Below are 20104 nucleotides of genomic sequence, written 5' to 3'. Positions count from 1 at the left end.
TCAATGTTCGGCGTATTTACTAAGGTATTCTTCTCTGATATTTACACGCTCTTCGCTACTGGCATTTAGCATGCGTTTACGAAGAATGTTACGTTCTTGCATACTCATTTTTTGCCATACATCACGCATTTTCTGTTTTTCTTCTTCAGGTAATTGCGTGAACCACTCCATTCGTTGTTGAAGCTGTGAGCTTTGATTGGTCGGAATTTCCTTCAAAGTCTGATAACGTTTAATTAAAACACGCTGCTCCTCAGGTGATAAGTCATCCCAAGCTTCCTCAGTTACTGGTTTGTTCGGTTTGGAAAACACCCAAAAACGTTCTGAACCTGCAAAACTGGTTTGTAATAAGCCGAGCGTACACACAACAAGTGCTAATTTTTTAGCTGCCATGTGGAACTTTATCCTCGCCTAAGACCAATAACATTTCCATATCTTCAACCATTTGCGGTGAAAGTTTTGGATTCACGACAACTTGGTTTTGTGGTTGATCTGCCAATTGCAACGAGCTAGGCAGAACCACAATCCCCATGAGGGCAGCAGCAAACGCAAAACCAGTCATTTTCCAAATACTGTAATAAGAGGTTGGTTTCTTTTGTACAGTATCGAGAACATGATTCATCACCATCATTTTATTGTGGTGCTGTTCTTTCGCAAGTTGGTCGAGTTTGGAAGTCACATGTTTAGTGAACTCATCTTTTTTCATCTGATGATCCTCCCGTATGCGGGTTTAAATGCTCTAAAGCAATTCGGAGTCCCTGAATTGCACGGTGGTAATGTGTTTTCACACTGCCTTCACTGCAATCCATAATTTGTGCTGTGGTCATCGTATCAAAACCTTCCCACGCTCTTAGCATAAATGCTTGTTGTTGACGGACGGGTAGTTGATTGACTGCAGCTTGAATTTCCTCCATCGTGACTTCTTGATCAAGAAATTCAAACGGATTAGGGGTCGATTCATCCACAACATCAATGATTTCTTCGTCATCATCTAAACTAATTTTTTTAAATAATGAAAATGGACTCGCACGGCGAGCTTCTTTACGTCGCCAATCCTGAAGTTTGTTATTTAATATGGTGTAGAACAGGGGATACCATTCTTCAGTACTTTTATCTGCATATGACTTGTGCAATGAAATAAATGCTTCTTGCACCAAATCCATCGCAATGCCTTGTTGTCCTTGCGTTGCACTTTCCATCATAACCAAGGCACGACCTGTAACGTCTTGCATAAAAAAACGCAGACGTTGTTCAACGGTACTACGATCAGTACTGTTTTCAGTTCGAGCCTGTTTCGGTGCTAAATCCATAGAGATGGAAAATCCTGTCATGGATACCCACCATTAATTCCAATTCATTAATCATATAACGTTGAAAATGATGGGCGCGTTGACAACTTAAGCAATTATTTTTAGTAGTGTAATTGATTTTCTCAGTAAAAAAATCGTATTTAAAATAATTTAACGTTTTTACTGACGTTGGCGAACCATTTCAAAGAAGCATACTGAACCTGCAATGGCGACATTGAGTGACTCTTGTCCACCAGGTTGAGGGATCGCCACTGCTTGAGCATGCTCAAGCGCATAGTCACTTGCACCTTGGCCTTCGTTACCTAAAATCCAGACGCAGGCTTGAGTTAAATCTTGGCTATATAAACTGGTCGAGCGATGTGAGCTAGTCACAAAAACTGGAATTTGAAATTTTGGAAGAATATCTGTGAGCTGGAAGTTTTCAAAACATTGAAGACTAAAATGTGCGCCCATACCTGCTCGAAGCACACGTGGAGACCAAAGTGCAGCTGAGCCTTGTGTACAAATCACCTGTTTGATGTTTGCAGCGGCAGCAGAGCGGAGTAGTGTCCCTACATTTCCAGGATCTTGAACATTTTCTAGAATTAAAGTATCCGCCTTAAAATCAATCGTGGCGGCAGTTTTGGGTAAATCAACAATCGCGAGACAAGGCAGGGTTGTGCCTAAGGTACTTAAATCCTTATACAGGACTTCACTAATAACAAAGATGTGAGCTTGATGGAGTTCAATCACTTCTTGTAAATCTGGATGTTCTAAGGCTTGTTCGGTGGTAAATAAAGAAAAGATTTTTTTCTGCTGTTGCAACCAAGCCAAGCACAGATGTGTACCTTCTAGAACGGTTTGCTGATGTTTTTTTCGAGCACTGTTAAGCTCGATCAGACCACGCAAATGTTTAATTTTTGCATTGTCTTTTGATTCTAGGAAAATAACCGCCATAAGATAAACATCCAAAAGGGCATCATAATTTTATAATGCCCTGATTATAAAATTAATTAGTGGTAGCTTGTTACGCGTTCCACTTCGTTTTTAGAGCCAATAATCACAGGGACACGTTGGTGTAGTTCTGTTGGTTGGATGTCCATAATACGAACACGACCTGTCGTAGACGCACCACCAGCTTGTTCGATCAACATACTCATTGGATTTGCTTCATACATCAAACGTAAGCGACCTGCTTTTTTTGGGTCTTTTAAATCGTAAGGGTAAAGGAAAATACCGCCACGACATAAGATACGGTGAATATCACCTACCATACATGCAACCCAACGCATATTAAAATCTTTTTCACGGACTGATGTTTTACCCGCTAAAAGTTCGTCAATATAACGTTTTACAGGGTTTTCCCAGTGACGTTGATTCGACGAGTTAATTGCAAACTCTTGTGTATCTGCTGTGACTTGCACTTGTTCTGTCGTTAGCAAGAAGTTTTGTGTTGTTGGGTCAAAAGTAAAGAACGCAACACCTGCACCCACTGTAAGTGCTAACATGGTTGACGGGCCATAAAGCACATAACCTGCGGCAACTTGCGCTGTACCAGCTTGCATAAAGTCTGCAGATTGAGTGACAGAATTCTTTGCAGGAAGAATAGAGAAAATTGTACCGACACACATGTTAATGTCGATATTGCTTGAACCATCGAGTGGATCAAACAAAACTAGATATTTACCATTTTCTTGGGCAGGGGTGAAGTCATCTAGCTCTTCTGAGGCCAAACCACCCACTTGTGGGTGTGCTTTTAAAGCATCAATCAGGTAATCATTAGAAATAACATCTAATTTCTTTTGTGTTTCGCCTTGAACGTTCTCGTTGCCTGCACTGCCCAAAATACCAGCTAAAGCACCTTTTTGAAGTGCCTGATCAATGGTTTGGCATGTAGCCGCAATTGTTTCGATGACTTGTGCCAACTCTGGAGTCAAATTCCCATTTTGTTGTTCTAGGTATTGGGTCAAAGTAAGGTTTGACATATTGAATAGCTCCGATTTGGCCGTGTCAAAAATTGATAAAAAAAGAATGTGGGTATTCTAGATGAGATCGTCCGAAAATAAAAATTATCTTACTTTATTTATGTTGCTTTTATGATTACAAGTGCAGCATTACATGCTATGTTGCATAGATACTAAACAGGATGTTTGGAGGCTACCGATGTCAACCAAGAATTTTGAGGCAACGCCCACGCCGAGTGAGCCGATTAGCTTAGATACGATTTCCAAAGAAAATGTGAAGGATGCATGGAAAGAGTATGAAGCTAAGCCAGAATATAAAGAGTTTAATAAGCACGATTTGATTGAATCAATGCAAAACAAGCCTGATGCTCAATCTTCGTCTTAATAAATGAAATAAAAATGCTCACATGAAGTGAGCATTTTTATTTACAGCGAAACCACAATTATTTTAATAGTGGTGGAACTGCTTCGTAGTTAATTTCTACGCGGCGGTTTTCTTTCCATGCCGCTTCATCATGACCTGCATTCACCGGTGATTCTTTACCGTAGCTAACTGCTTCAAGTTGCTGTGGGTTTACACCGTTGGTAATCAAAAAGCTTTCAACTGCTTTTGCACGGCGTTCGCCAAGTGCCATATTGTATTCACGCGTACCACGTTCATCCGTATGGCCTGTCAGAGCAACACGAGAGTTAGCGTTAGCAACTAGGAATTGAGCATGTGCTTGTAGGGTTTGATAATCTTCATTCGATAAATCACTGCTATCAAAGTTAAAGTGCACCACGCGTTTTGCCAAGAATGCTTTATTTGCAGCAGTGACACCTTTAGAAGATGCACCAGCCAAGTTTTGCGCATTTAATGCCGCATCTTCACTTAAACCATCTGTGCTGACTGTGGTTGAGCCATTTGGATTTGTGCCAGTAGTAATTTCAGCAGCAGGCTTACGGCTTGCACAGCCTGTAAATACAAGTGTTGCAGCAATCAGTGGAAGCGTTAGATATTTAATGTTCATATGATTCTCCAATCGATTAAACTTATTTTGGTGCCCAAGCTGGTTCACGAACTTCACCTTGCTCGCTTGGTAAATTCATGCGGAAACGGCCATCAGTCGACATGACGGATAACAATCCACGACTACCTTCACGTGTTGCATAAACCACCATCTGTCCATTTGGTGAGAAGCTCGGTGATTCATCTAAACTTGTCGGTGTCAGAATATTGGTGATACCAGTATTGATATCTTGGATTGCAACTTTGTAGTTACTGCCACTTGGACGATGTACTAAAGCAATCTTTTTACCATCAGTACTCAAAGTACCGCGTGCATTAAACGCACCTTTGAAGGTCAAGCGTTTTACAGAACTATCATCAAAGCTATAGCGATAAATCTGTGGTGAACCACCACGATCAGAAGTAAAGATAAATGATTTACCATCTGGAGAATAACGTGCTTCAGTATCAATCGCAGAGTCATTGGTCATGCGCTGTACTTGACGTGTGCTTAAATCCATTTGATAAACTTCTGGGTTACCATGCATTGATGCAGTGAATAACATCGATTTTCCGTCTGGAGAGAAGCTTGGAGCGCCATTTAGACCGCGGAAGCTCGCTAAAACTTCACGTTGGCCCGTGGCTAAGTCTTGTAAGTAAATTGCAGGGCGTTTGGTTTCAAATGATACATAAGCAATTTTCTTAGCATCAGGTGTCCAAGCTGGAGATAAGATAGGATCACGTGATGACAATACTGTTTTAGGTTGCTCACCATCTGTGTCGGCGATTTGTAATGTATAGCGTTGGGCAGGTGTCGCTTGATTACGCAATACATAAGCAATACGACCACTAAAGTCACCAGCAATACCTGTTAAAGCTTGATAGATGGTATCACTGATCAGGTGGCCTGCTTGGCGTACACGTGAGCTTGGTACAGTCAGTACTTCATTGAGTAAGTATTGTTGTTTCTGTACATCATATAACTGGTAATGAATCTCAAAAGTATTGGCATCAACCGCCTTAAGTTGTCCAACGACAACATACGGCACACCGGCATTCTGCCAATCACCCGCTTGAACCTGATTAAGGCTTGCAGTAGCCGGCAAATTTTGAGATGCGCTGGTAAAACGACCTGAACGATTCAAGTCGCTTTCCACAATTGGATAGATCGCATTGTCATTTGCAAATGGGATGATCGCGATTTTAGGTGCTTGTTCAGGTGCTTTAGCAATTTCGAGGTGTAATTGTGCGAAAGTTGCTGTTGGAACAACTGTACTAATCGCAGCAAATACTGCTAAAGAGAGGAGGTGTTTACGAGTCTTGTCCATAGTTACAATTACTTGCGTTCGTATTTTTGTGGCTGTTGATTATTTAACATAGTTACATGCTTTGTGCTATTAAAAGCATGTAACGTTAACTATTCATTACTATTTTGCAGTAAAACTTGAAGTAAAGCTTCTTGCTTCACGACGGGCGGTTGGATCATCTGGCATCGGGTAAGGAGCAGCAGCTCTTACCGCAGCTTCGACACTCGCCTTAACGTCTGGGTCACTCGCTGTTACAACGACAGAAAGTACCGCACCGCTATCGCTTAAAGTCACACGAGCACTCGCACGCTGACCCGATGAGCCAGATGGCATATTCCACGCACGATAGATTTTTTGTTCGAAATCACGTTTCGCAGTTGAAGCAACACGTTTTGCATCCGCTTTTTTCTGGGCAGCTTCCTGCTCAGCTTTTTTAGCGGCTGCAGCTTTGGCATCTGCTTCAGCCTCAGCTTTACGTTTCGCATCTGCGTCAGCTTTTGCCTTCGCATCGGCCTCGGCTTTACGTTTCGCATCTGCATCAGCTTTTGCCTTGGCATCTGCATTTGCTTTACGTTTCGCATCTGCATCAGCTTTTGCCTTGGCATCTGCATTTGCTTTACGTTTCGCATCTGCGTCAGCTTTTGCCTTCGCATCGGCCTCGGCTTTACGTTTCGCATCTGCGTCAGCTTTTGCTTTGGCATCAGCATTTGCTTTGCGTTTCGCGTCGGCCTCAGCTTTAGCCTTGGCATCAGCTTCGGCTTTACGCTTCGCATCTGCGTTGGCTTTTGCTCGCGCGTCGGCCTCAGCTTTACGTTTTGCATCTGCTTCAGCACGTGCCTTGGCATCAGCTTCGGCTTTACGCTTCGTATCTGCGTTGGCTTTTGCTCTCGCGTCAGCCTCAGCTTTACGTTTTGCATCTGCTTCAGCACGCGCCTTGGCATCTGCCTCAGCTTTGCGCTTGGCATCCTGTTGCGCTTGAAGTTTTGCATTTTCAGCAGCTTTTTGCTGTCTTAATTTCGCATCTTGTTCCGCTTTTTGGCGTGCTTTGGCTTCAGCCTCGGCTTTGGCATTTTGTTCAGCTCTACGCTTCGCATCTGCTTCTGCTTTGCGTTTCGCTTCAGCGTCCGCACGTTGTTTCTGTGCTTGAGCATCTGCAAGTTTACGTTGTTCTTCAACTTGCTGTGCACGAGCAGCTTCATCTGCTTTGCGTTTTTGCTCAGCAAGTTTGGCTTGCTGTGCCTGTTCAGCTTTTTGCTTTTCAGCCGCAAGTTGTTGTGCAGTTGGTGGCGGAGGTGTTACAGGAATATTTTCAGGAAGTGTTGTATCCACGATAGGGCTTTGCACTTCTTCTGCCTGATGTTCAGCAGAGACTTGTTGTTCGGGTTGTTGTAATGACTGTGGTAAATCTTCTGGCTTCACCAAAATAGTGGTCAGTTTTTTAGGTTCTTCAGGGGGTTTACTCAAGCCTAAAAACAACAAGCCAACAATTGCGATTGCATGAACACCGAGGGTAAAACCCAGCGCAATCGCATTTTGCTTAAAAGGTGGCTCTTGAAATTTTTTCATAGCTTATTTTAACGGCTCTGTCAGTAAACCAACTTGAGTAAGACCAGCTTCTTGTAGACTTGCCATCAGTGAGACGACTTCACCATAAGGGCGCGATTTATCACCATTCACCAATACAGTCAGTTGTTTATTGTCCTGCTCGGCTTGGGTCTGAGCTTCACTTAGTACAGCTTCAAGCTGTTCTAGAGAAAGAGGATCACTGCCTTTGTGTTCTTGATATTGCAAAAAGATATTACCATCTTTACCAATGGTGACCATCGCTGGCATATCTTTTGATTCAATTGGATGATTATTGGCTTGTGGCAAATCTACTTTAATGCCGCTGGTAATCATGGGTGCAGTCACCATGAAAATGACCAAGAGCACCAACATGACGTCGATATAAGGAACCACATTCATATCGCTTTTGAGCGGTTTTTTAATCCGCTCAAAACGTCCAGATCGTTGAATCGCCATTATGCATCTTCCTGTGTCGTTCCAATCGCTTGACGCTGTAAAAGGGCAACCATTTCTTCTGCAAATAAAGCACGATCTGAATAGATTGATTCACCTTTAGCGGTAAAGTGGTTAAACGCAAGTACCGCAGGAATTGCTGCAAATAAACCAATCGCAGTTGCAATGAGGGCTTCTGCAATACCAGGTGCAACTGTTGCCAAAGTCACTTGGTCAACGGCAGCAAGGCCGATAAAGGCATTCATAATCCCCCATACCGTACCAAATAAGCCGATATAAGGTGCAACTGAACCAATACTAGCAAGTGCACCCAAGCCGACTTCTAAACCACCTTGGTCACGGCTTAAACCAACACGCAGGATACGTTCAGTTCCTTCGATGGTTTGATTGGTGTCTGCTTTACGTTTTTGCAACTTAAAGAACTCACCTAGGCCTTGGTAGAAAATATCTTCTAGACCACGACGTTTAGAGTTCAATTGTGCATTATTATAAAGCGTGTTTAATTCGGCACCTGACCAGAACATTTTTTGAAAATGCTCATCCTCTTGTCCTGCTTTTTTAAAGCCCATATATAATTTGGCAATCAGATACCAGCTATAAATTGAAGAGAGTAGCAGGATCAGCATGACCAGTTGTACAACAGGACTTGCTTGTAAAATTAGGTCAGAAATATGCAGGGAAGATTCTAAGTTAGTTGCCATAAGTTGCTGTGCCGAAAGTTTATTTTAGTCCTGTGCTAATTCTTTTTGAATCAGATCACGAATTTCATCAGGAAGTCTACGTGGCATTAACTCTTTGTTTAAACATGCCAACACAACCTCACCTGAAGCCAGCAAGATTTCACCACGATAAATATTTTGTTGCAACACAAAAGATGCGGCTTTACACGAAATAACACGTGCTGTAACGGTAATTAAATCATCCATTAATATTGGGCGTACATATTTAACAGCGATTTGATGTACAACGAAGCTGTAATCTTTTTGGTGCCAGTAGTGATCAACACCAGCTGCACGTAGCCATTCGGTACGGGCACGCTCCATAAAACGGATATGATTGGCATGGTAAACGATACCGCCTGCATCTGTATCTTCGATATAAACGCGAATGTTGAACTCAAAATGATTTGCCATGATAAAAATCCATTCTTGAAACGAGGTGTTGATGAATGTCGCAGTTTAGCATATTGATTTTTGGGGCAAATGGCACAACAGATCAAGCAAGCTATTTGCTTGAGTTTTTATCTAAGATTAAAGTCCGCGTTGCGTAATCTTCTAAATGTTCGGCAAAATAACCTGCAACAATCAAGGTTTTTAGCGGATCATCTTTTACTTTGTTGTATTGAATATAATCTTTCACGCTGTCGTATAGCATGCATAAACCTAAAAAACCAACTGCAAAAATGATAAATACTAACCATTCAGGAGCTTGGTTAAATAAGTAAAAGGAAATGCCGAGCATACACCAACTGATCAATAAAATTGCCAAGTTTTTAAAGGTCAATATAGGTTTGCGAGGTGGGCGGTGTGTCTCGACAATCTACTTTAGATCATCTTGAAAGCATAAAGAAATAAAGATTGCAGCGTTCGTAAGGTCAAAGGAAAGCGTTGTGAGTGACCAGTCCAGATGTGAAGTGATGTTGAATTGTTCAAGCTGCTCACTCGAAAGGGAAACAGCCTGTTGTTTTGAATCGATAAGTTGGTAAGAGAGTGACAATGCAGAGTGAGCTTTAATAAGCGCATCTAAACAATGTCTTTGCTCTTGGCTATATTCCGAGAACTTAATATATCGAGGTAATACTTCGATAGGCGGTAAATCAGAAATAACATCATGATACGATGCTTTGATTCTTTCTATAAGTTGTAACTCATCAGCAGTTGGATTCATTATTTATCCGACTATGACTCAGGTGGCGTCATCCCAAATTGTAAATACGCCATATTGGTTGCAATACGGCCACGTGCAGTACGCATCACATAACCTTGCTGGATTAAATAGGGTTCAATCACATCTTCAAGCGTTCCACTATCTTCAGCCATGGCTGCGGCCAAAGCTTCCACACCTGTTGGTCTGCCTTCAAAACGTTCCAATAACATACTGAGATAACGACGATCGAGTGTATCTAAACCAGCTTTATCGACATTAAGCATGTCTAAAGCACGTTGTGCCATATCTTGAGTCACTTCGCCTGTACCTTTCACTTGCGCATAATCACGCACACGACGTAATAAACGGTTGGCAATACGTGGGGTGCCGCGGGCACGACGGGCAATCTCTGTTGAGCCTTCTTTGGTAATCGGGACATCCATCAAGTTAGCTGAACGCGTCACGATATGGGTCAGGTCTTCAACTGAATAGAACTCTAAACGCTGTACAATCCCAAAACGGTCACGTAACGGAGAGGTGAGTAGACCTGCACGTGTTGTGGCAGCAACTAAAGTGAAGGCGGGTAGATCGAGCTTGATTGAACGAGCAGCAGGGCCTTCACCAATCATAATATCGAGTTGATAGTCTTCCATGGCTGGATAGAGAATCTCTTCGATCACGGGTGAAAGACGATGAATCTCGTCAATAAATAGCACATCACCTTCTTCCAGATTGGTCAGCATGGCAGCTAAATCACCAGCACGTTCTAATACAGGGCCAGAAGTTGATTTTAAATTACCGCCCATTTCTCTTGCGATAATATTCGCCAACGTGGTTTTCCCTAAACCTGGAGGGCCAAAGATCAAAGTATGATCTAGGGCTTCACCACGACCACGCGCTGCACCAATGAAGATTTCCATTTGCTCACGAACCACAGGCTGACCAATATAGTCAGCCAATGAGGTCGGACGAATGGCACGATCAAAATGATCTTCAGGTTTTTCTGTTCCGCTAATAAGACGATCTTGCATATATCTATTACTTCATCATGGATTTAAGCGCAGCACGGATAATGTCAGCAGATTCAGTATATTCTGCTTTAACTGCTGCCACTGCTTTTTGTGCTTCTGCTGGTTTATAACCTAAGGATTGCAAAGCAGCTTCAGCTTCGGCAACTGGTGAATTTGCCATAAATTGAATTTGAGCAGCAGCATTTGTCGTACTGCCAGTTGAATGTGCTAAGGCTTTGAAACGATCGCGTAATTCAATCATTAATCGTTCAGCAGTTTTTTTGCCTACACCCGGAACTTTAATTAGCGTATTAATATCATCATGTTCAATTGTGTGGATGAGCAGTTCAACACTTAATGTCGATAGAATGCCCAAAGCCATTTTGGGGCCAACGCCATTCACTTTGAGTAGGGTACGGAAAATGGTTTTTTCCTGAGCATCGCTAAAGCCATACAGTTGCTGAGCATCTTCACGAACAACCAAATGCGTCCATAAAGTGACTTTCTGTCCCTTTTGTAATTGGCAAAATGTCGAAAGTGGTGTGTCAATTTCATAGCCAACGCCATTTACATTGAGTAATACGGTTGGGGCTTCTAGGGCAAACACTTCGCCAATTAAACATCCGATCATGAGTTAAATTTCACTATTTTTAAAAACAATTTAGTTTGGGTATAAAAGGCAAGGGTGCCAACTCATCTAGTGGCTAAAAGAACCCTATCTTATTGCCTTGCAGCTCTTGCGCCAAGCTATAAGCCTGATGATCCGAAAACTTACTAATAATATCGAGAACTTGCATAATATTATTATAGTGGTTGTTTTGCAGATTTACCCCTGAATGTTGCAAAATTGACATCAACCGCTGTTCTTTGAAGCTTAAGGTCTTATGCGGCATGGTCAATGGGATAAAAGCGTCCAAAATCGTTTGTAGACTTTGATGGGCAATAATTTCTAAGCCAGATTTTTGAGGATGCTCAAAAATACGGTCTCTGGCCAGATTTTTTGCCGTTTGAATGCCTGCTTCAATATCCGGTGAGCAATATTGTAATAGGCTGCCTTTGAGCTGACCGGTTAAAATCTCATAATGATGTTTGGCAAAAGCCGTGGTCACCTCATCGACTAAGCGCTTCATCACACGACCGCGTAAAGCTGCAATTTTTTGCTGCCAAGTGGTATGTGGTAAATGGAGTTCTTCTGGATAACCATAATCGGCAATCAGATTTAGAAAAATCGGTTCAACTTCGGCATAGTTGAGCATATTGAGAATGATGCCATCTTCTAAGTCGATTAGCGCATAACAAATATCATCGGCAGCTTCTAATAAATAGGTCAGTGGATGACGGCAATAGTGATAGTCACCAAGCTGAATCAGACCGAGTTGTTCTGCCAGCTGTTTTAAAATTTCTTTTTCAGATTGATAGCAACCAAACTTTGCCCGTTGATGTGAGGGCATATCACCTTGTTCTTCGATGGTTTTAGATAACCACGGATATTTTAAGTAAGCACCGAGTGTTGCACAGGTTAAGCGCATACCACCATCATCGGGATGGTAATCAATACGGCTGAGTAGGCGAAGTCCTTGTGCATTGCCTTCAAACTGGCGTACATCGGCTGCTTCTTCAGGTGTAAGTCTGGTCAAGAAGTCACGATGCGATGCATCATCAAACCATTCACGAATCGCATATTCGCCAGCATGACCAAAAGGTGGATTACCAATATCATGTGCCAGACAGGCTGCTTGGATAATCGCACCCACATCTGCTGGGGAGATCCACATCGGTAATTCATCTTTGATTTTTTCTGCGGCCAACATGCCGAGTGAACGCCCAATACAAGACACTTCTAGCGAGTGTGTGAGGCGGGTATGAATCCCATCATGTTGAGTCAGTGGGTGAACCTGTGTTTTTCTATTTAATTGACGGAAACTTTGAGAAAATATAATTCTGTCATAATCTTTGTGGAATGGGCTTCGAGCCAATTCAGTACTACTTTTTTTACTACCTAAACGAATTGCAGAAAGCAATTCTACCCAACGCATTTGTTCCATTCATCATTATTCACTACGAGTTCAGGATCATCATGCCAAAAAAAAGATTAAAGCACTAGAGTAGGGCGACATAAGTTGTCTTGGATCAGTATGTTGTCGTTTATAGTTTTGTATTCAATCATAATTTAAGGCATTTATTTGCTCACATATATGGCTTTTAAAGGTGTTGATGGTGGGGTAAAAGAGTCACTTGCAAGCAATGAGCAATTCTTTTTTTAGTTTGGTATTTCCACAAAAGAAGAATTGCAAACAAGAAATATGATTTATACAGCAGGCTAAATGAATTGTTACGAATAAAGTAAAATAGATAAAGCTACAAGAAATTAAGCCATTTGCAGTAGAAAACTCTGATTTTTAAGATGGATATAGCTAGCTGAAATGAGCCTTTCACAGTAGAATATGCGCTCTTTCATAAGTCACATTGTGGTAGGTTCGTTAGACCCACCCGTGGAGCCAAAGTCAACATGTTTATCGTGGCCGGTGCATCAGCACATTCTTCTTTCAAGAAAGCTCAACTCTTAAACCGATTAACGTCAATGAGTTCTGTTCAATCTTTTGACAGCCAGTGGGTTTATTTGTTTGATCAAGCGCTCAACGAGCAGCAACATCAATCGGCATTACAACTTTTAAACGATGGTCAATCTTTCGAACTTCGCCAAGCTGCAAGTGATGAAATCCAGATTTTAGTGACACCGCGTGTGGGGACAATCTCGCCGTGGTCATCTAAAGCAACCGATATTTTCCAAAACTGTAATACACCTATTCACCGTTTAGAGCGTGGTCTGTTATTTACACTTAAAGGTGTGAAAGAGATTTCGAACGAAGTGAAATTGGCCTTACATGACCGGATGACAGAGAGTGTTTTTGCTCAAATTGATGATGCAAAAGCTCTATTCTCAGAAACAGCGCCGAAGCCATTGAACTCAATTGATATCTTGGGTCAAGGAAAAGAAGCACTAGTCAAAGCCAACAATGAGTTTGGCTTTGCTTTATCTGAGCAAGAAATTGATTACTTAACCGAAGCATTTACCAAGCTTGGTCGTAATCCAAACGACATCGAGTTGATGATGTTTGCACAAGCAAACTCTGAACACTGTCGTCATAAAATCTTTGGTTCTGAATGGACAATTGATGGTGAAAAACAACCATTATCATTGTTCCAAATGATCAAGAATACTTATAAAGAATCACCAACTGATGTGTTATCAGCCTATAAAGATAACGCGTCTGTGATCGTGGGTTATGACACCATGCGTTTTTATCCGAAAGCGGATGAAAATGGTCACTTCGTTTATAAATATAAGAGCCAAGCTGCTCATATTTTAATGAAGGTTGAAACACACAACCATCCAACTGCAATTGCTCCATTTGCAGGTGCTGCAACAGGTTCGGGCGGTGAAATCCGTGATGAAGGTGCAACAGGTCGTGGTGGTAAACCAAAAGCAGGTTTAACTGGCTTTACGGTTTCAAACTTAAATATTCCTGGTTTTGAACAACCTTGGGAAGATAACTACGGTAAACCTTCACGTATGGCATCGCCATTACAAATCATGATCGAAGGTCCATTGGGTGGTGCTGCGTTTAACAACGAATTCGGTCGCCCAGCATTAAATGGTTATTTCCGTACTTTCGAACAGAATGTCAATGGTGAAGTGAAAGGCTTCCATAAGCCAATCATGATCGCTGGTGGTTACGGTAACATTCGTCCTGACCATGTTGAAAAAGATGCGATTCAACCGGGTGACTTGCTGATTGTATTGGGCGGCCCTGCAATGTTGATCGGTCTTGGCGGTGGCGCAGCGTCTTCTGTAGACAGCGGTACCATGGGCGAGAGCTTGGACTTTGCTTCGGTGCAACGTGAAAACCCGGAAATGGAACGCCGTTGCCAAGAAGTCATCGATACCTGCTGGCGCTTAGAAGACTTTAACCCAATCGTGTCTGTACATGATGTGGGTGCGGGTGGTGTATCTAACGCCATGCCAGAACTTGTGAATGATCATGAGCTGGGTGCTGTGCTTAACCTGCGTAAAATTCCATCATTAGAGCCAGGTATGAGCCCGATGGAAATCTGGTCAAATGAAGCGCAAGAACGTTATGTACTTGCCATTCGCCCAGAGTCTTTAGAACAGTTTGAAGAAATTTGTGCACGTGAGCGTTGTCCGTTTGCAGTACTTGGTGAAGCGACTGAAGCGCGTCACTTAACGGTTGAAGATCCTTTGTTTGAGAACAAGCCTGTCGATATCCCAATGCAGGTGATCTTAGGCGGTACACCGCGTATGCAACGTTCGTATGAAACGATTGAGCGTACAGGTAACGACTTTGATGCTGCGAAAGTTGATTTAAAAGATGCGATTTTCCGCGTATTGAAAAATCCAACAGTTGCTTCTAAATCATTCTTGATCACCATTGGCGACCGTTCGATTACCGGTATGGTTGCACGTGATCAGATGGTGGGTCGCTGGCAGGTTCCTGTTGCAGATGCAGCAGTAACCACCACTAGCTTGCAAGGCTTCACAGGTGAAGCAATGGCAATGGGTGAACGTCCACCAGTCGCATTATTGAATCCTGCTGCATCTGCACGTTTAGCGGTTGCAGAAGCAATCACCAATATTGCTTGTGCCAACATCGAACAAATCAGTGATATCAAACTTTCTGCAAACTGGATGGCAGCGGCAGGTCAAAAAGGTGAAGACCAAGCCTTGTTTGAAGGTGTAAAAGCGATTGGTATGGAAATGTGTCCTGCATTAGGTATCGCAATTCCAGTGGGTAAAGATTCACTTTCAATGCGTACGACGTGGAATGATGGTGAAGACAAGGCCGTGACTTCGCCAATGACAGGTGTGATCACAGCATTCGCACCAGTTCTAGATGTTCGTAAAACATTAACGCCTGAATTGAAAAATTTAGCTGATTCAGTATTAGTTCGTATTGATTTGTCTAAAGGTCAGTTCCGCCTAGGTGGTTCGATCCTTGCGCAAGTGTATAAAGCCATTGGTTCAGTGACACCTGATGTGGATAGTTTTGATGACTTCAAAGCATTCTTTGCCTTGATTCAAGACTGGAACAATCGTGGTGTGATTAAGGCTTACCATGATATCGGTGATGGCGGTTTATTGGCGACTGTTGCTGAAATGATGTTTGCTTCACGCTTAGGTGTTGCATTAGAAAATCAAAAGACTGAAAGTTTATTTGCTGAAGAAATTGGTGCTGTACTGCAAATCACAGCAGCTGATTGGGCACAGTTAGAAGTTGAAGTTGCAGCATCTAGCCTGAAAGATGCAATTGCAGTCGTGGGTCGTGTTAATACAACCGATCAATTGGCTGTGAATGGTTTAACTTTAGAGCGTGCTGAATTGCAACAAGCATGGGCAGAAGTATCGCATCAGATCCAACGCTTACGTGATAACGTTGAGACTGCTGATCAAGAGTTTGCATTAATCGCAGACAAAAACCACAAAGGTTTGATTGCACAAGCAACTTATGACTTGAATGAACCTGTTGAAGCGCCGTTTATCAATACACGTCGTCCTAATATGGCCATCTTGCGTGAGCAGGGTGTTAACGGTCATGTTGAAATGGCCGCTGCTTTTGACAAAGTTGGCTTCAATACCATTGACGTACACATGAGTGACTTACTAGCAGGTCGTGTCAGCTTGAGCGACTTCGAAGGTTTAGTGGCGTGTGGTGGTTTCTCATACGGTGACGTGATGGGTGCTGGTGGTGGCTGGGCGAAATCAGTCTTGTTCAATGCGAAATTACGTGACCAGTTTGAGCAGTTCTTCCATCGTCAAAATACATTCAGCTTAGGCGTATGTAATGGTTGTCAAATGATGTCGCAACTTGCACCACTGATTCCAGGTGCAGAGCATTGGGGCCGTTTCCACCGTAACACTTCAGAAGTATTTGAAGCGCGTGCCGTGAACGTTCGTGTAGAAAAATCAGTTTCTGTATTACTTGAAGATATGCAAGGTTCGATTTTACCAATCGCTGTTGCGCATGGTGAAGGTCGTCTGGTTGCAACTGAACAGCAAATTGCTGCTTTAAATGCTGAGAACCAAGTGATCTTACGCTATGTGGATAGTTTGGGTAATCCAACTCAACACTATCCATTGAACCCGAATGGTTCACCTGAGGCGATTACAGGTTTAACCTCTAAAGATGGTCGTGCAACCGTGATGATGCCGCATCCAGAACGTAACTTCCGTGCTTTACAGCATTCTTGGAAGCCTGAAGATTGGGCAGAAGATGGTGCTTGGTTACGTATGTTCCGTAACGCACGTAAATTTATTGGTTAATTAAAGTCATGAAATAAGCCACCGTCAGGTGGCTTATTTCATTCCGTATAAAATAATCATCAATGGACAAGAAAAATGAAATCAAAAATCCATTTCCGCGAATTTGCACTGCTGATGGCATTACTGATGTCCATCGTCTCATTCTCAATTGATGCTGTTTTACCCGCACTCGGTGAAATTGGTCGTGTTTTTACTTTGCAAAATAGTAATCAGGCGCAATGGGTCATTATCAGTATTTTTTCAGGCATGACCATCGGGCAACTGATTGCAGGACCATTGTCCGATGCAATTGGACGGAAACGGATTTTATTTACAGGTATTGTCATCTACTTTTTAGGAAGCTTATTGTGCTATTCCACTCAAAGCTTTGAATGGTTCTTGGTCGGACGTTTTATTCAGGGTGTAGGTGTTTCTGGACCTTATGTCGCTTCGATTTCGATTGTGCGTGATAAATATAGCGGTGCCCAAATGGCCCGCATCATGTCTCTGATCATGATGGTGTTTATGGTCGCGCCTGCAGTTGCACCGAGCTTGGGACAGTTGATCATCCATTTCTTTGGCTGGCGCGATATTTTTGTGTTGTATATGGTCTATGCCATCGCTGTTGGAGCATGGGTTGCTTTGCGCTTGGAAGAGACCTTAGTGCCTGAGAATCGTCTGCCAATGCGAGTACAAGCTTTTAAGGATGGTTTTAAGGAAGTGGTGAGCAATAAAACTACCATGAGCTATTTGTTGTGTGCAGGCTTTTGTTTTGGTGGATTTATTGGCTATCTTGGAACGTCACAACAAATTTTTATGCAACAATTTGGTAAAACAGGGCAGGAGTTTAGTGCTTATTTTGCGCTATTAGCAGGTGTGATGGGGATTGCGTCTTTTACCAATTCTAGAATTGTCATGAAGTTTGGGATGCGTCCGATTTGTATTTATGGCTTTCTCGGCCTATGTTTAATTTCATTGCTGTTCCTCATCATTCAACTTTCTGGCGTAACAATTTCTTTTTGGATGTTTATGCTGTATGCCTGCATCTTGTTCTTATTGTTTGGAACACTATTTGGCAATCTAAATGCGATTGCAATGGAACCGATGGGGCATGTGGCCGGTATGGCTTCTGCAATTATTGGTGCATCGTCTTCGGTATTATCGCTTATTCTCGCCTCTATTATTGGTCAGTTATATAACGGAACTTTAATTCCAATGACCTGTGGTTTTGTGATTTTATGTGGTTTGGCATTTGCGCTGACCATATATGAAAAACGACAGTTAACTAAATTAGCAAGTTAAATCTTATAGTTCTATTTTTGGACTGAAATATAAAAAGCCATCATGAGATGGCTTTTTATATTTAGCTTTTGATGCAACTCATTAATGCATCACGTGCCCTGAAACCACCGCTAATAGATGATGCGTAGATTGTTTTCCCTTTCAGTAGAATTTCCATTGCACCAACATCATCCAGATTAGATGCTGTTTGTACCATAGTGACTGGGACAAGTAAGATCCCTTTCGTGTGGCTAGGAATGAGTGTTGCCTCAGTTAAAGTTTCAGATTGATCCGTACGCATCACAATGTCGAGTTGTTGATTATTGGTTGTTGTTGGTATATGAGGGCCTGTAAATACCAATGCTCCAGTACTTTTTTCTGTAGGACCGAACAGGGTGAGTTGGCTTAAATCAGAATTATAAGTAACAGCGCATCCTCCTTTTCTGCCACGATGTTTAGAAAGAAACCATATTCCATGTTCACCTTGATAAATTTGTTTCATGTTTCTTGGTGTCGAAGATGAATGATGCGGATTTGACTCCATTTGTTTAAGGTGTGCTATTTCATTTGCATAGAGAAGAGTAGATTTTGTTAACGCACTAAAAGTGAAAATTAAGGTCATCAGAGGTTTATGAGGCATATAAGTACTCTTTGCTTTGGATTCTAGTTTTTTTAAATTTTATTGATTCGCTTTAAAATCTAATTGAGCGAATCATGGGATATTTGACTGAGCGTTATATATCCTGATTGATCGGTTATATATTTTTTTAACCTTGGTTAAAAGATCATAAGATGATCAATAGTTAAAATTGTCCTATGATGTTAATTATTGAACGCTGATATGTTATAGAGGATGGTTTTTGATTCATGTTGCTTTTATTTAAAATGACAAAGTTATGAAAAAAGTTGTCCCTGTGGTTTTAAGACATAAAAATCATGGTGTAGAAATACTGGCTTTTCATCATCCGCTTGCTGGGACTCAACTAATTAAGGGAACAATCGAACAAGATGAGCAATATGAACAGGCTGCAATTCGTGAGTTGTTTGAAGAATCGGGATTGATTGCTCAGCCTAATTCTAAGTTTATGGGCAATCTCATACTTAGCTTTAATCAGCAAGATTGGTATTTCTATTTATGTGAGCTAAAGAGTGAGTTGGCTGAAACGTGGCTACATCATTGTCAGGATGATGGTGGTTTAGACTTTAGGTTCTTTTGGTATTCTTTAGATCAACAACCAGATGATCATTGGCATGAAACTTTCAGAGAGGCATTGAATTTCATAAATAATCACATTGCAGGAGAAATATAATTTAGTGAAAAAATTAAAAAATGTTGTCTATGTATTGGCCGAAAAAATCACAAATCGCCACCATGATTATGATGGGTTTTGGGGTATAGGTGTTCTTTATTCGGATTGTTTACTGTACAAGACGATGAGAGTCGAATTAGATTTACTCAATCAAACGTCTAGTTTAGAAACCAAATATTCGATTCATCTTTTGAATAATTTAATAAAAATGCTGATGTTCTATTTAGATAAAAATAATTTAAATTTAGAGCAGTTAAAGTCTGTAAAAATCATAATTGAGTATGATCTTTCGCAAAGAAATGTATTGTATGGAGATTTTTACAGTGTCGAGGTGAAGATCATGACCATTTATGATCGAATCTATAAACAAGAACGTTATGGTTATTGTTTTCCTCACTTGATGTGGGATCGCGAAAAATGTGGTTTATCTGACACGATCTCACCGAGTGCCATGCATTTTTTGAAAAATTATTTCTATAAGAATAAATAAATGATGAATAATCAGCATTTTTAAGCTTCAAGATCAATTTTCAGTGGCCCAATTCTTGCTTCTTATATTTTGAAAATGAACAAAATATGAGAAATCGGATAATGAAACATGAAAATTATTTAAGAACATTGCATACAAAAGATAAGGGTTGGTTCTGGTTTGGCTTAACTGTGTTTATCCAATTGCTTTTTATCGTCGTGAGTTATCTCATCATCAATATTTCACTTTGATTGTTCAGCTTTTATAACGTTATGATTGAAGTCT

At 41.5% G+C, this 20104-nt stretch carries 23 protein-coding genes; 6 read left to right on the top strand and 17 right to left on the bottom strand.

Features of this window, described 5'->3' with window-relative positions; genetic code table 11:
- The 5 genes from F902_RS15680 to F902_RS15660 all read right to left on the bottom strand — a co-directional run bounded on the left by F902_RS15680 (window position 1) and on the right by F902_RS15660 (window position 3271).
- Entirely contained in the window at window positions 1-390 is a 390-nt protein-coding gene (locus F902_RS15680) for a DUF3106 domain-containing protein (protein ID WP_005204897.1), read from the bottom strand.
- A complete protein-coding gene (locus F902_RS15675) occupies window positions 380-703 on the bottom strand; it encodes a hypothetical protein (protein WP_005204896.1) in 324 nt (107 codons plus the stop codon). Before F902_RS15675 ends, F902_RS15680 begins: the two co-directional genes overlap by 11 nt.
- Window positions 690-1307, bottom strand: coding sequence for an RNA polymerase sigma factor (locus tag F902_RS15670; RefSeq protein WP_004805654.1), 618 nt, complete (start codon window positions 1305-1307; stop codon window positions 690-692). Before F902_RS15670 ends, F902_RS15675 begins: the two co-directional genes overlap by 14 nt.
- A gap of 159 nt (window positions 1308-1466) precedes the next feature.
- On the bottom strand, window positions 1467-2243 hold the full coding sequence (locus F902_RS15665) for a TrmH family RNA methyltransferase (RefSeq protein WP_004805656.1): 777 nt from the start codon (window positions 2241-2243) through the stop codon (window positions 1467-1469).
- Window positions 2244-2299: 56 nt separating this feature from the next.
- A complete protein-coding gene (locus tag F902_RS15660; protein ID WP_004805658.1) occupies window positions 2300-3271 on the bottom strand; it encodes a class 1 fructose-bisphosphatase in 972 nt (323 codons plus the stop codon).
- A 178-nt stretch (window positions 3272-3449) separates the two neighbouring features.
- On the opposite strand from F902_RS15660, the gene F902_RS15655 reads away from it, so the two are divergent.
- The gene (locus F902_RS15655) at window positions 3450-3635 is read left to right on the top strand and encodes an NF038105 family protein (RefSeq protein WP_004805661.1); all 186 of its coding nucleotides are present in this window, start codon (window positions 3450-3452) and stop codon (window positions 3633-3635) included.
- A gap of 58 nt (window positions 3636-3693) precedes the next feature.
- On the opposite strand, the gene pal is transcribed toward F902_RS15655, so the two are convergent.
- From pal to F902_RS15600, 11 genes are all read right to left on the bottom strand, one after another.
- Window positions 3694-4260 carry a peptidoglycan-associated lipoprotein Pal gene (gene pal, locus F902_RS15650; RefSeq protein WP_004805662.1) on the bottom strand — a complete coding sequence of 189 codons (567 nt, stop codon included), beginning with the start codon at window positions 4258-4260 and terminating at the stop codon, window positions 3694-3696.
- 22 nt (window positions 4261-4282) lie between these two features.
- Complete coding sequence (gene tolB, locus F902_RS15645) at window positions 4283-5566, bottom strand: Tol-Pal system beta propeller repeat protein TolB (RefSeq protein WP_005204893.1); 1284 nt, start codon at window positions 5564-5566, stop codon at window positions 4283-4285.
- A 99-nt stretch (window positions 5567-5665) separates the two neighbouring features.
- Window positions 5666-7111, bottom strand: a complete 1446-nt coding sequence (gene tolA / locus F902_RS15640; protein WP_005204892.1) for a cell envelope integrity protein TolA — start codon at window positions 7109-7111, stop codon at window positions 5666-5668.
- Between the two features lie 3 nt (window positions 7112-7114).
- On the bottom strand, window positions 7115-7567 hold the full coding sequence (gene tolR / locus F902_RS15635) for a protein TolR (protein ID WP_005204891.1): 453 nt from the start codon (window positions 7565-7567) through the stop codon (window positions 7115-7117).
- On the bottom strand, window positions 7567-8265 hold the full coding sequence (gene tolQ, locus F902_RS15630; RefSeq protein WP_004805668.1) for a protein TolQ: 699 nt from the start codon (window positions 8263-8265) through the stop codon (window positions 7567-7569). The genes tolR and tolQ overlap by 1 nt, the downstream gene beginning before the upstream one ends.
- A gap of 24 nt (window positions 8266-8289) precedes the next feature.
- Entirely contained in the window at window positions 8290-8697 is a 408-nt protein-coding gene (gene ybgC / locus F902_RS15625) for a tol-pal system-associated acyl-CoA thioesterase (RefSeq protein WP_004805671.1), read from the bottom strand.
- Between the two features lie 91 nt (window positions 8698-8788).
- Complete coding sequence (locus F902_RS15620) at window positions 8789-9067, bottom strand: hypothetical protein (protein WP_157188073.1); 279 nt, start codon at window positions 9065-9067, stop codon at window positions 8789-8791.
- A gap of 36 nt (window positions 9068-9103) precedes the next feature.
- A complete protein-coding gene (locus F902_RS15615; RefSeq protein ID WP_005204888.1) occupies window positions 9104-9451 on the bottom strand; it encodes a hypothetical protein in 348 nt (115 codons plus the stop codon).
- Between the two features lie 11 nt (window positions 9452-9462).
- Window positions 9463-10461, bottom strand: a complete 999-nt coding sequence (ruvB, locus tag F902_RS15610) for a Holliday junction branch migration DNA helicase RuvB (RefSeq protein WP_005204887.1) — start codon at window positions 10459-10461, stop codon at window positions 9463-9465.
- Window positions 10462-10468: 7 nt separating this feature from the next.
- Window positions 10469-11071: a Holliday junction branch migration protein RuvA gene (gene ruvA, locus F902_RS15605; protein WP_005204886.1), complete on the bottom strand. Its 603-nt coding sequence runs from the start codon at window positions 11069-11071 to the stop codon at window positions 10469-10471.
- 73 nt (window positions 11072-11144) lie between these two features.
- Window positions 11145-12485: a deoxyguanosinetriphosphate triphosphohydrolase gene (locus tag F902_RS15600; RefSeq protein WP_005204885.1), complete on the bottom strand. Its 1341-nt coding sequence runs from the start codon at window positions 12483-12485 to the stop codon at window positions 11145-11147.
- Window positions 12486-12949: 464 nt separating this feature from the next.
- On the opposite strand from F902_RS15600, the gene purL reads away from it, so the two are divergent.
- Together purL and F902_RS15590 are read left to right on the top strand one after the other, a co-directional pair.
- Entirely contained in the window at window positions 12950-16780 is a 3831-nt protein-coding gene (purL, locus tag F902_RS15595; RefSeq protein ID WP_005204884.1) for a phosphoribosylformylglycinamidine synthase, read from the top strand.
- 75 nt (window positions 16781-16855) lie between these two features.
- A complete protein-coding gene (locus F902_RS15590) occupies window positions 16856-18061 on the top strand; it encodes a multidrug effflux MFS transporter (protein ID WP_005204883.1) in 1206 nt (401 codons plus the stop codon).
- A 61-nt stretch (window positions 18062-18122) separates the two neighbouring features.
- Here the strand turns inward: F902_RS15590 and F902_RS15585 are convergent, their stop codons facing one another.
- On the bottom strand, window positions 18123-18680 hold the full coding sequence (locus F902_RS15585; RefSeq protein WP_005204882.1) for a hypothetical protein: 558 nt from the start codon (window positions 18678-18680) through the stop codon (window positions 18123-18125).
- A 256-nt stretch (window positions 18681-18936) separates the two neighbouring features.
- On the opposite strand from F902_RS15585, the gene F902_RS15580 reads away from it, so the two are divergent.
- From F902_RS15580 to F902_RS23000, 3 genes are all read left to right on the top strand, one after another.
- The gene (locus F902_RS15580) at window positions 18937-19350 is read left to right on the top strand and encodes an NUDIX hydrolase (RefSeq protein ID WP_005204881.1); all 414 of its coding nucleotides are present in this window, start codon (window positions 18937-18939) and stop codon (window positions 19348-19350) included.
- Window positions 19351-19354: 4 nt separating this feature from the next.
- On the top strand, window positions 19355-19840 hold the full coding sequence (locus F902_RS15575) for a hypothetical protein (protein WP_005204880.1): 486 nt from the start codon (window positions 19355-19357) through the stop codon (window positions 19838-19840).
- Window positions 19841-19938: 98 nt separating this feature from the next.
- Window positions 19939-20070 (top strand): KGW motif small protein, encoded by a 132-nt coding sequence (locus F902_RS23000; protein WP_252316439.1) that lies wholly within the window; start codon window positions 19939-19941, stop codon window positions 20068-20070.
- Window positions 20071-20104 lie beyond the last annotated feature (34 nt).

Origin of the sequence: Acinetobacter higginsii, assembly GCF_000369525.1 — a bacterium.
In the GTDB taxonomy this organism is placed as follows: Bacteria; Pseudomonadota; Gammaproteobacteria; order Pseudomonadales; family Moraxellaceae; genus Acinetobacter; species Acinetobacter higginsii.
This window is presented reverse-complemented; position numbering and strand designations above follow the sequence as displayed.

What these genes read in the sequence shown, in the direction of transcription:
- F902_RS15655 (WP_004805661.1), top strand. Translation starts at nt 3,450, where the DNA reads ATGTCAACCAAGAATTTTGAGGCAACGCCCACGCCGAGTGAGCCGATT.
- F902_RS15600 (WP_005204885.1), bottom strand. Translation starts at nt 12,485, where the DNA reads ATGGAACAAATGCGTTGGGTAGAATTGCTTTCTGCAATTCGTTTAGGT.
- F902_RS15615 (WP_005204888.1), bottom strand. Translation starts at nt 9,451, where the DNA reads ATGAATCCAACTGCTGATGAGTTACAACTTATAGAAAGAATCAAAGCA.
- F902_RS15585 (WP_005204882.1), bottom strand. Translation starts at nt 18,680, where the DNA reads ATGCCTCATAAACCTCTGATGACCTTAATTTTCACTTTTAGTGCGTTA.
- F902_RS15670 (WP_004805654.1), bottom strand. Translation starts at nt 1,307, where the DNA reads ATGGATTTAGCACCGAAACAGGCTCGAACTGAAAACAGTACTGATCGT.
- tolA (WP_005204892.1), bottom strand. Translation starts at nt 7,111, where the DNA reads ATGAAAAAATTTCAAGAGCCACCTTTTAAGCAAAATGCGATTGCGCTG.
- tolR (WP_005204891.1), bottom strand. Translation starts at nt 7,567, where the DNA reads ATGGCGATTCAACGATCTGGACGTTTTGAGCGGATTAAAAAACCGCTC.
- ruvB (WP_005204887.1), bottom strand. Translation starts at nt 10,461, where the DNA reads ATGCAAGATCGTCTTATTAGCGGAACAGAAAAACCTGAAGATCATTTT.
- pal (WP_004805662.1), bottom strand. Translation starts at nt 4,260, where the DNA reads ATGAACATTAAATATCTAACGCTTCCACTGATTGCTGCAACACTTGTA.
- purL (WP_005204884.1), top strand. Translation starts at nt 12,950, where the DNA reads ATGTTTATCGTGGCCGGTGCATCAGCACATTCTTCTTTCAAGAAAGCT.
- F902_RS15675 (WP_005204896.1), bottom strand. Translation starts at nt 703, where the DNA reads ATGAAAAAAGATGAGTTCACTAAACATGTGACTTCCAAACTCGACCAA.
- F902_RS15665 (WP_004805656.1), bottom strand. Translation starts at nt 2,243, where the DNA reads ATGGCGGTTATTTTCCTAGAATCAAAAGACAATGCAAAAATTAAACAT.
- F902_RS15580 (WP_005204881.1), top strand. Translation starts at nt 18,937, where the DNA reads ATGAAAAAAGTTGTCCCTGTGGTTTTAAGACATAAAAATCATGGTGTA.
- ruvA (WP_005204886.1), bottom strand. Translation starts at nt 11,071, where the DNA reads ATGATCGGATGTTTAATTGGCGAAGTGTTTGCCCTAGAAGCCCCAACC.
- F902_RS15680 (WP_005204897.1), bottom strand. Translation starts at nt 390, where the DNA reads ATGGCAGCTAAAAAATTAGCACTTGTTGTGTGTACGCTCGGCTTATTA.
- F902_RS15590 (WP_005204883.1), top strand. Translation starts at nt 16,856, where the DNA reads ATGAAATCAAAAATCCATTTCCGCGAATTTGCACTGCTGATGGCATTA.
- ybgC (WP_004805671.1), bottom strand. Translation starts at nt 8,697, where the DNA reads ATGGCAAATCATTTTGAGTTCAACATTCGCGTTTATATCGAAGATACA.
- tolB (WP_005204893.1), bottom strand. Translation starts at nt 5,566, where the DNA reads ATGGACAAGACTCGTAAACACCTCCTCTCTTTAGCAGTATTTGCTGCG.
- tolQ (WP_004805668.1), bottom strand. Translation starts at nt 8,265, where the DNA reads ATGGCAACTAACTTAGAATCTTCCCTGCATATTTCTGACCTAATTTTA.
- F902_RS15660 (WP_004805658.1), bottom strand. Translation starts at nt 3,271, where the DNA reads ATGTCAAACCTTACTTTGACCCAATACCTAGAACAACAAAATGGGAAT.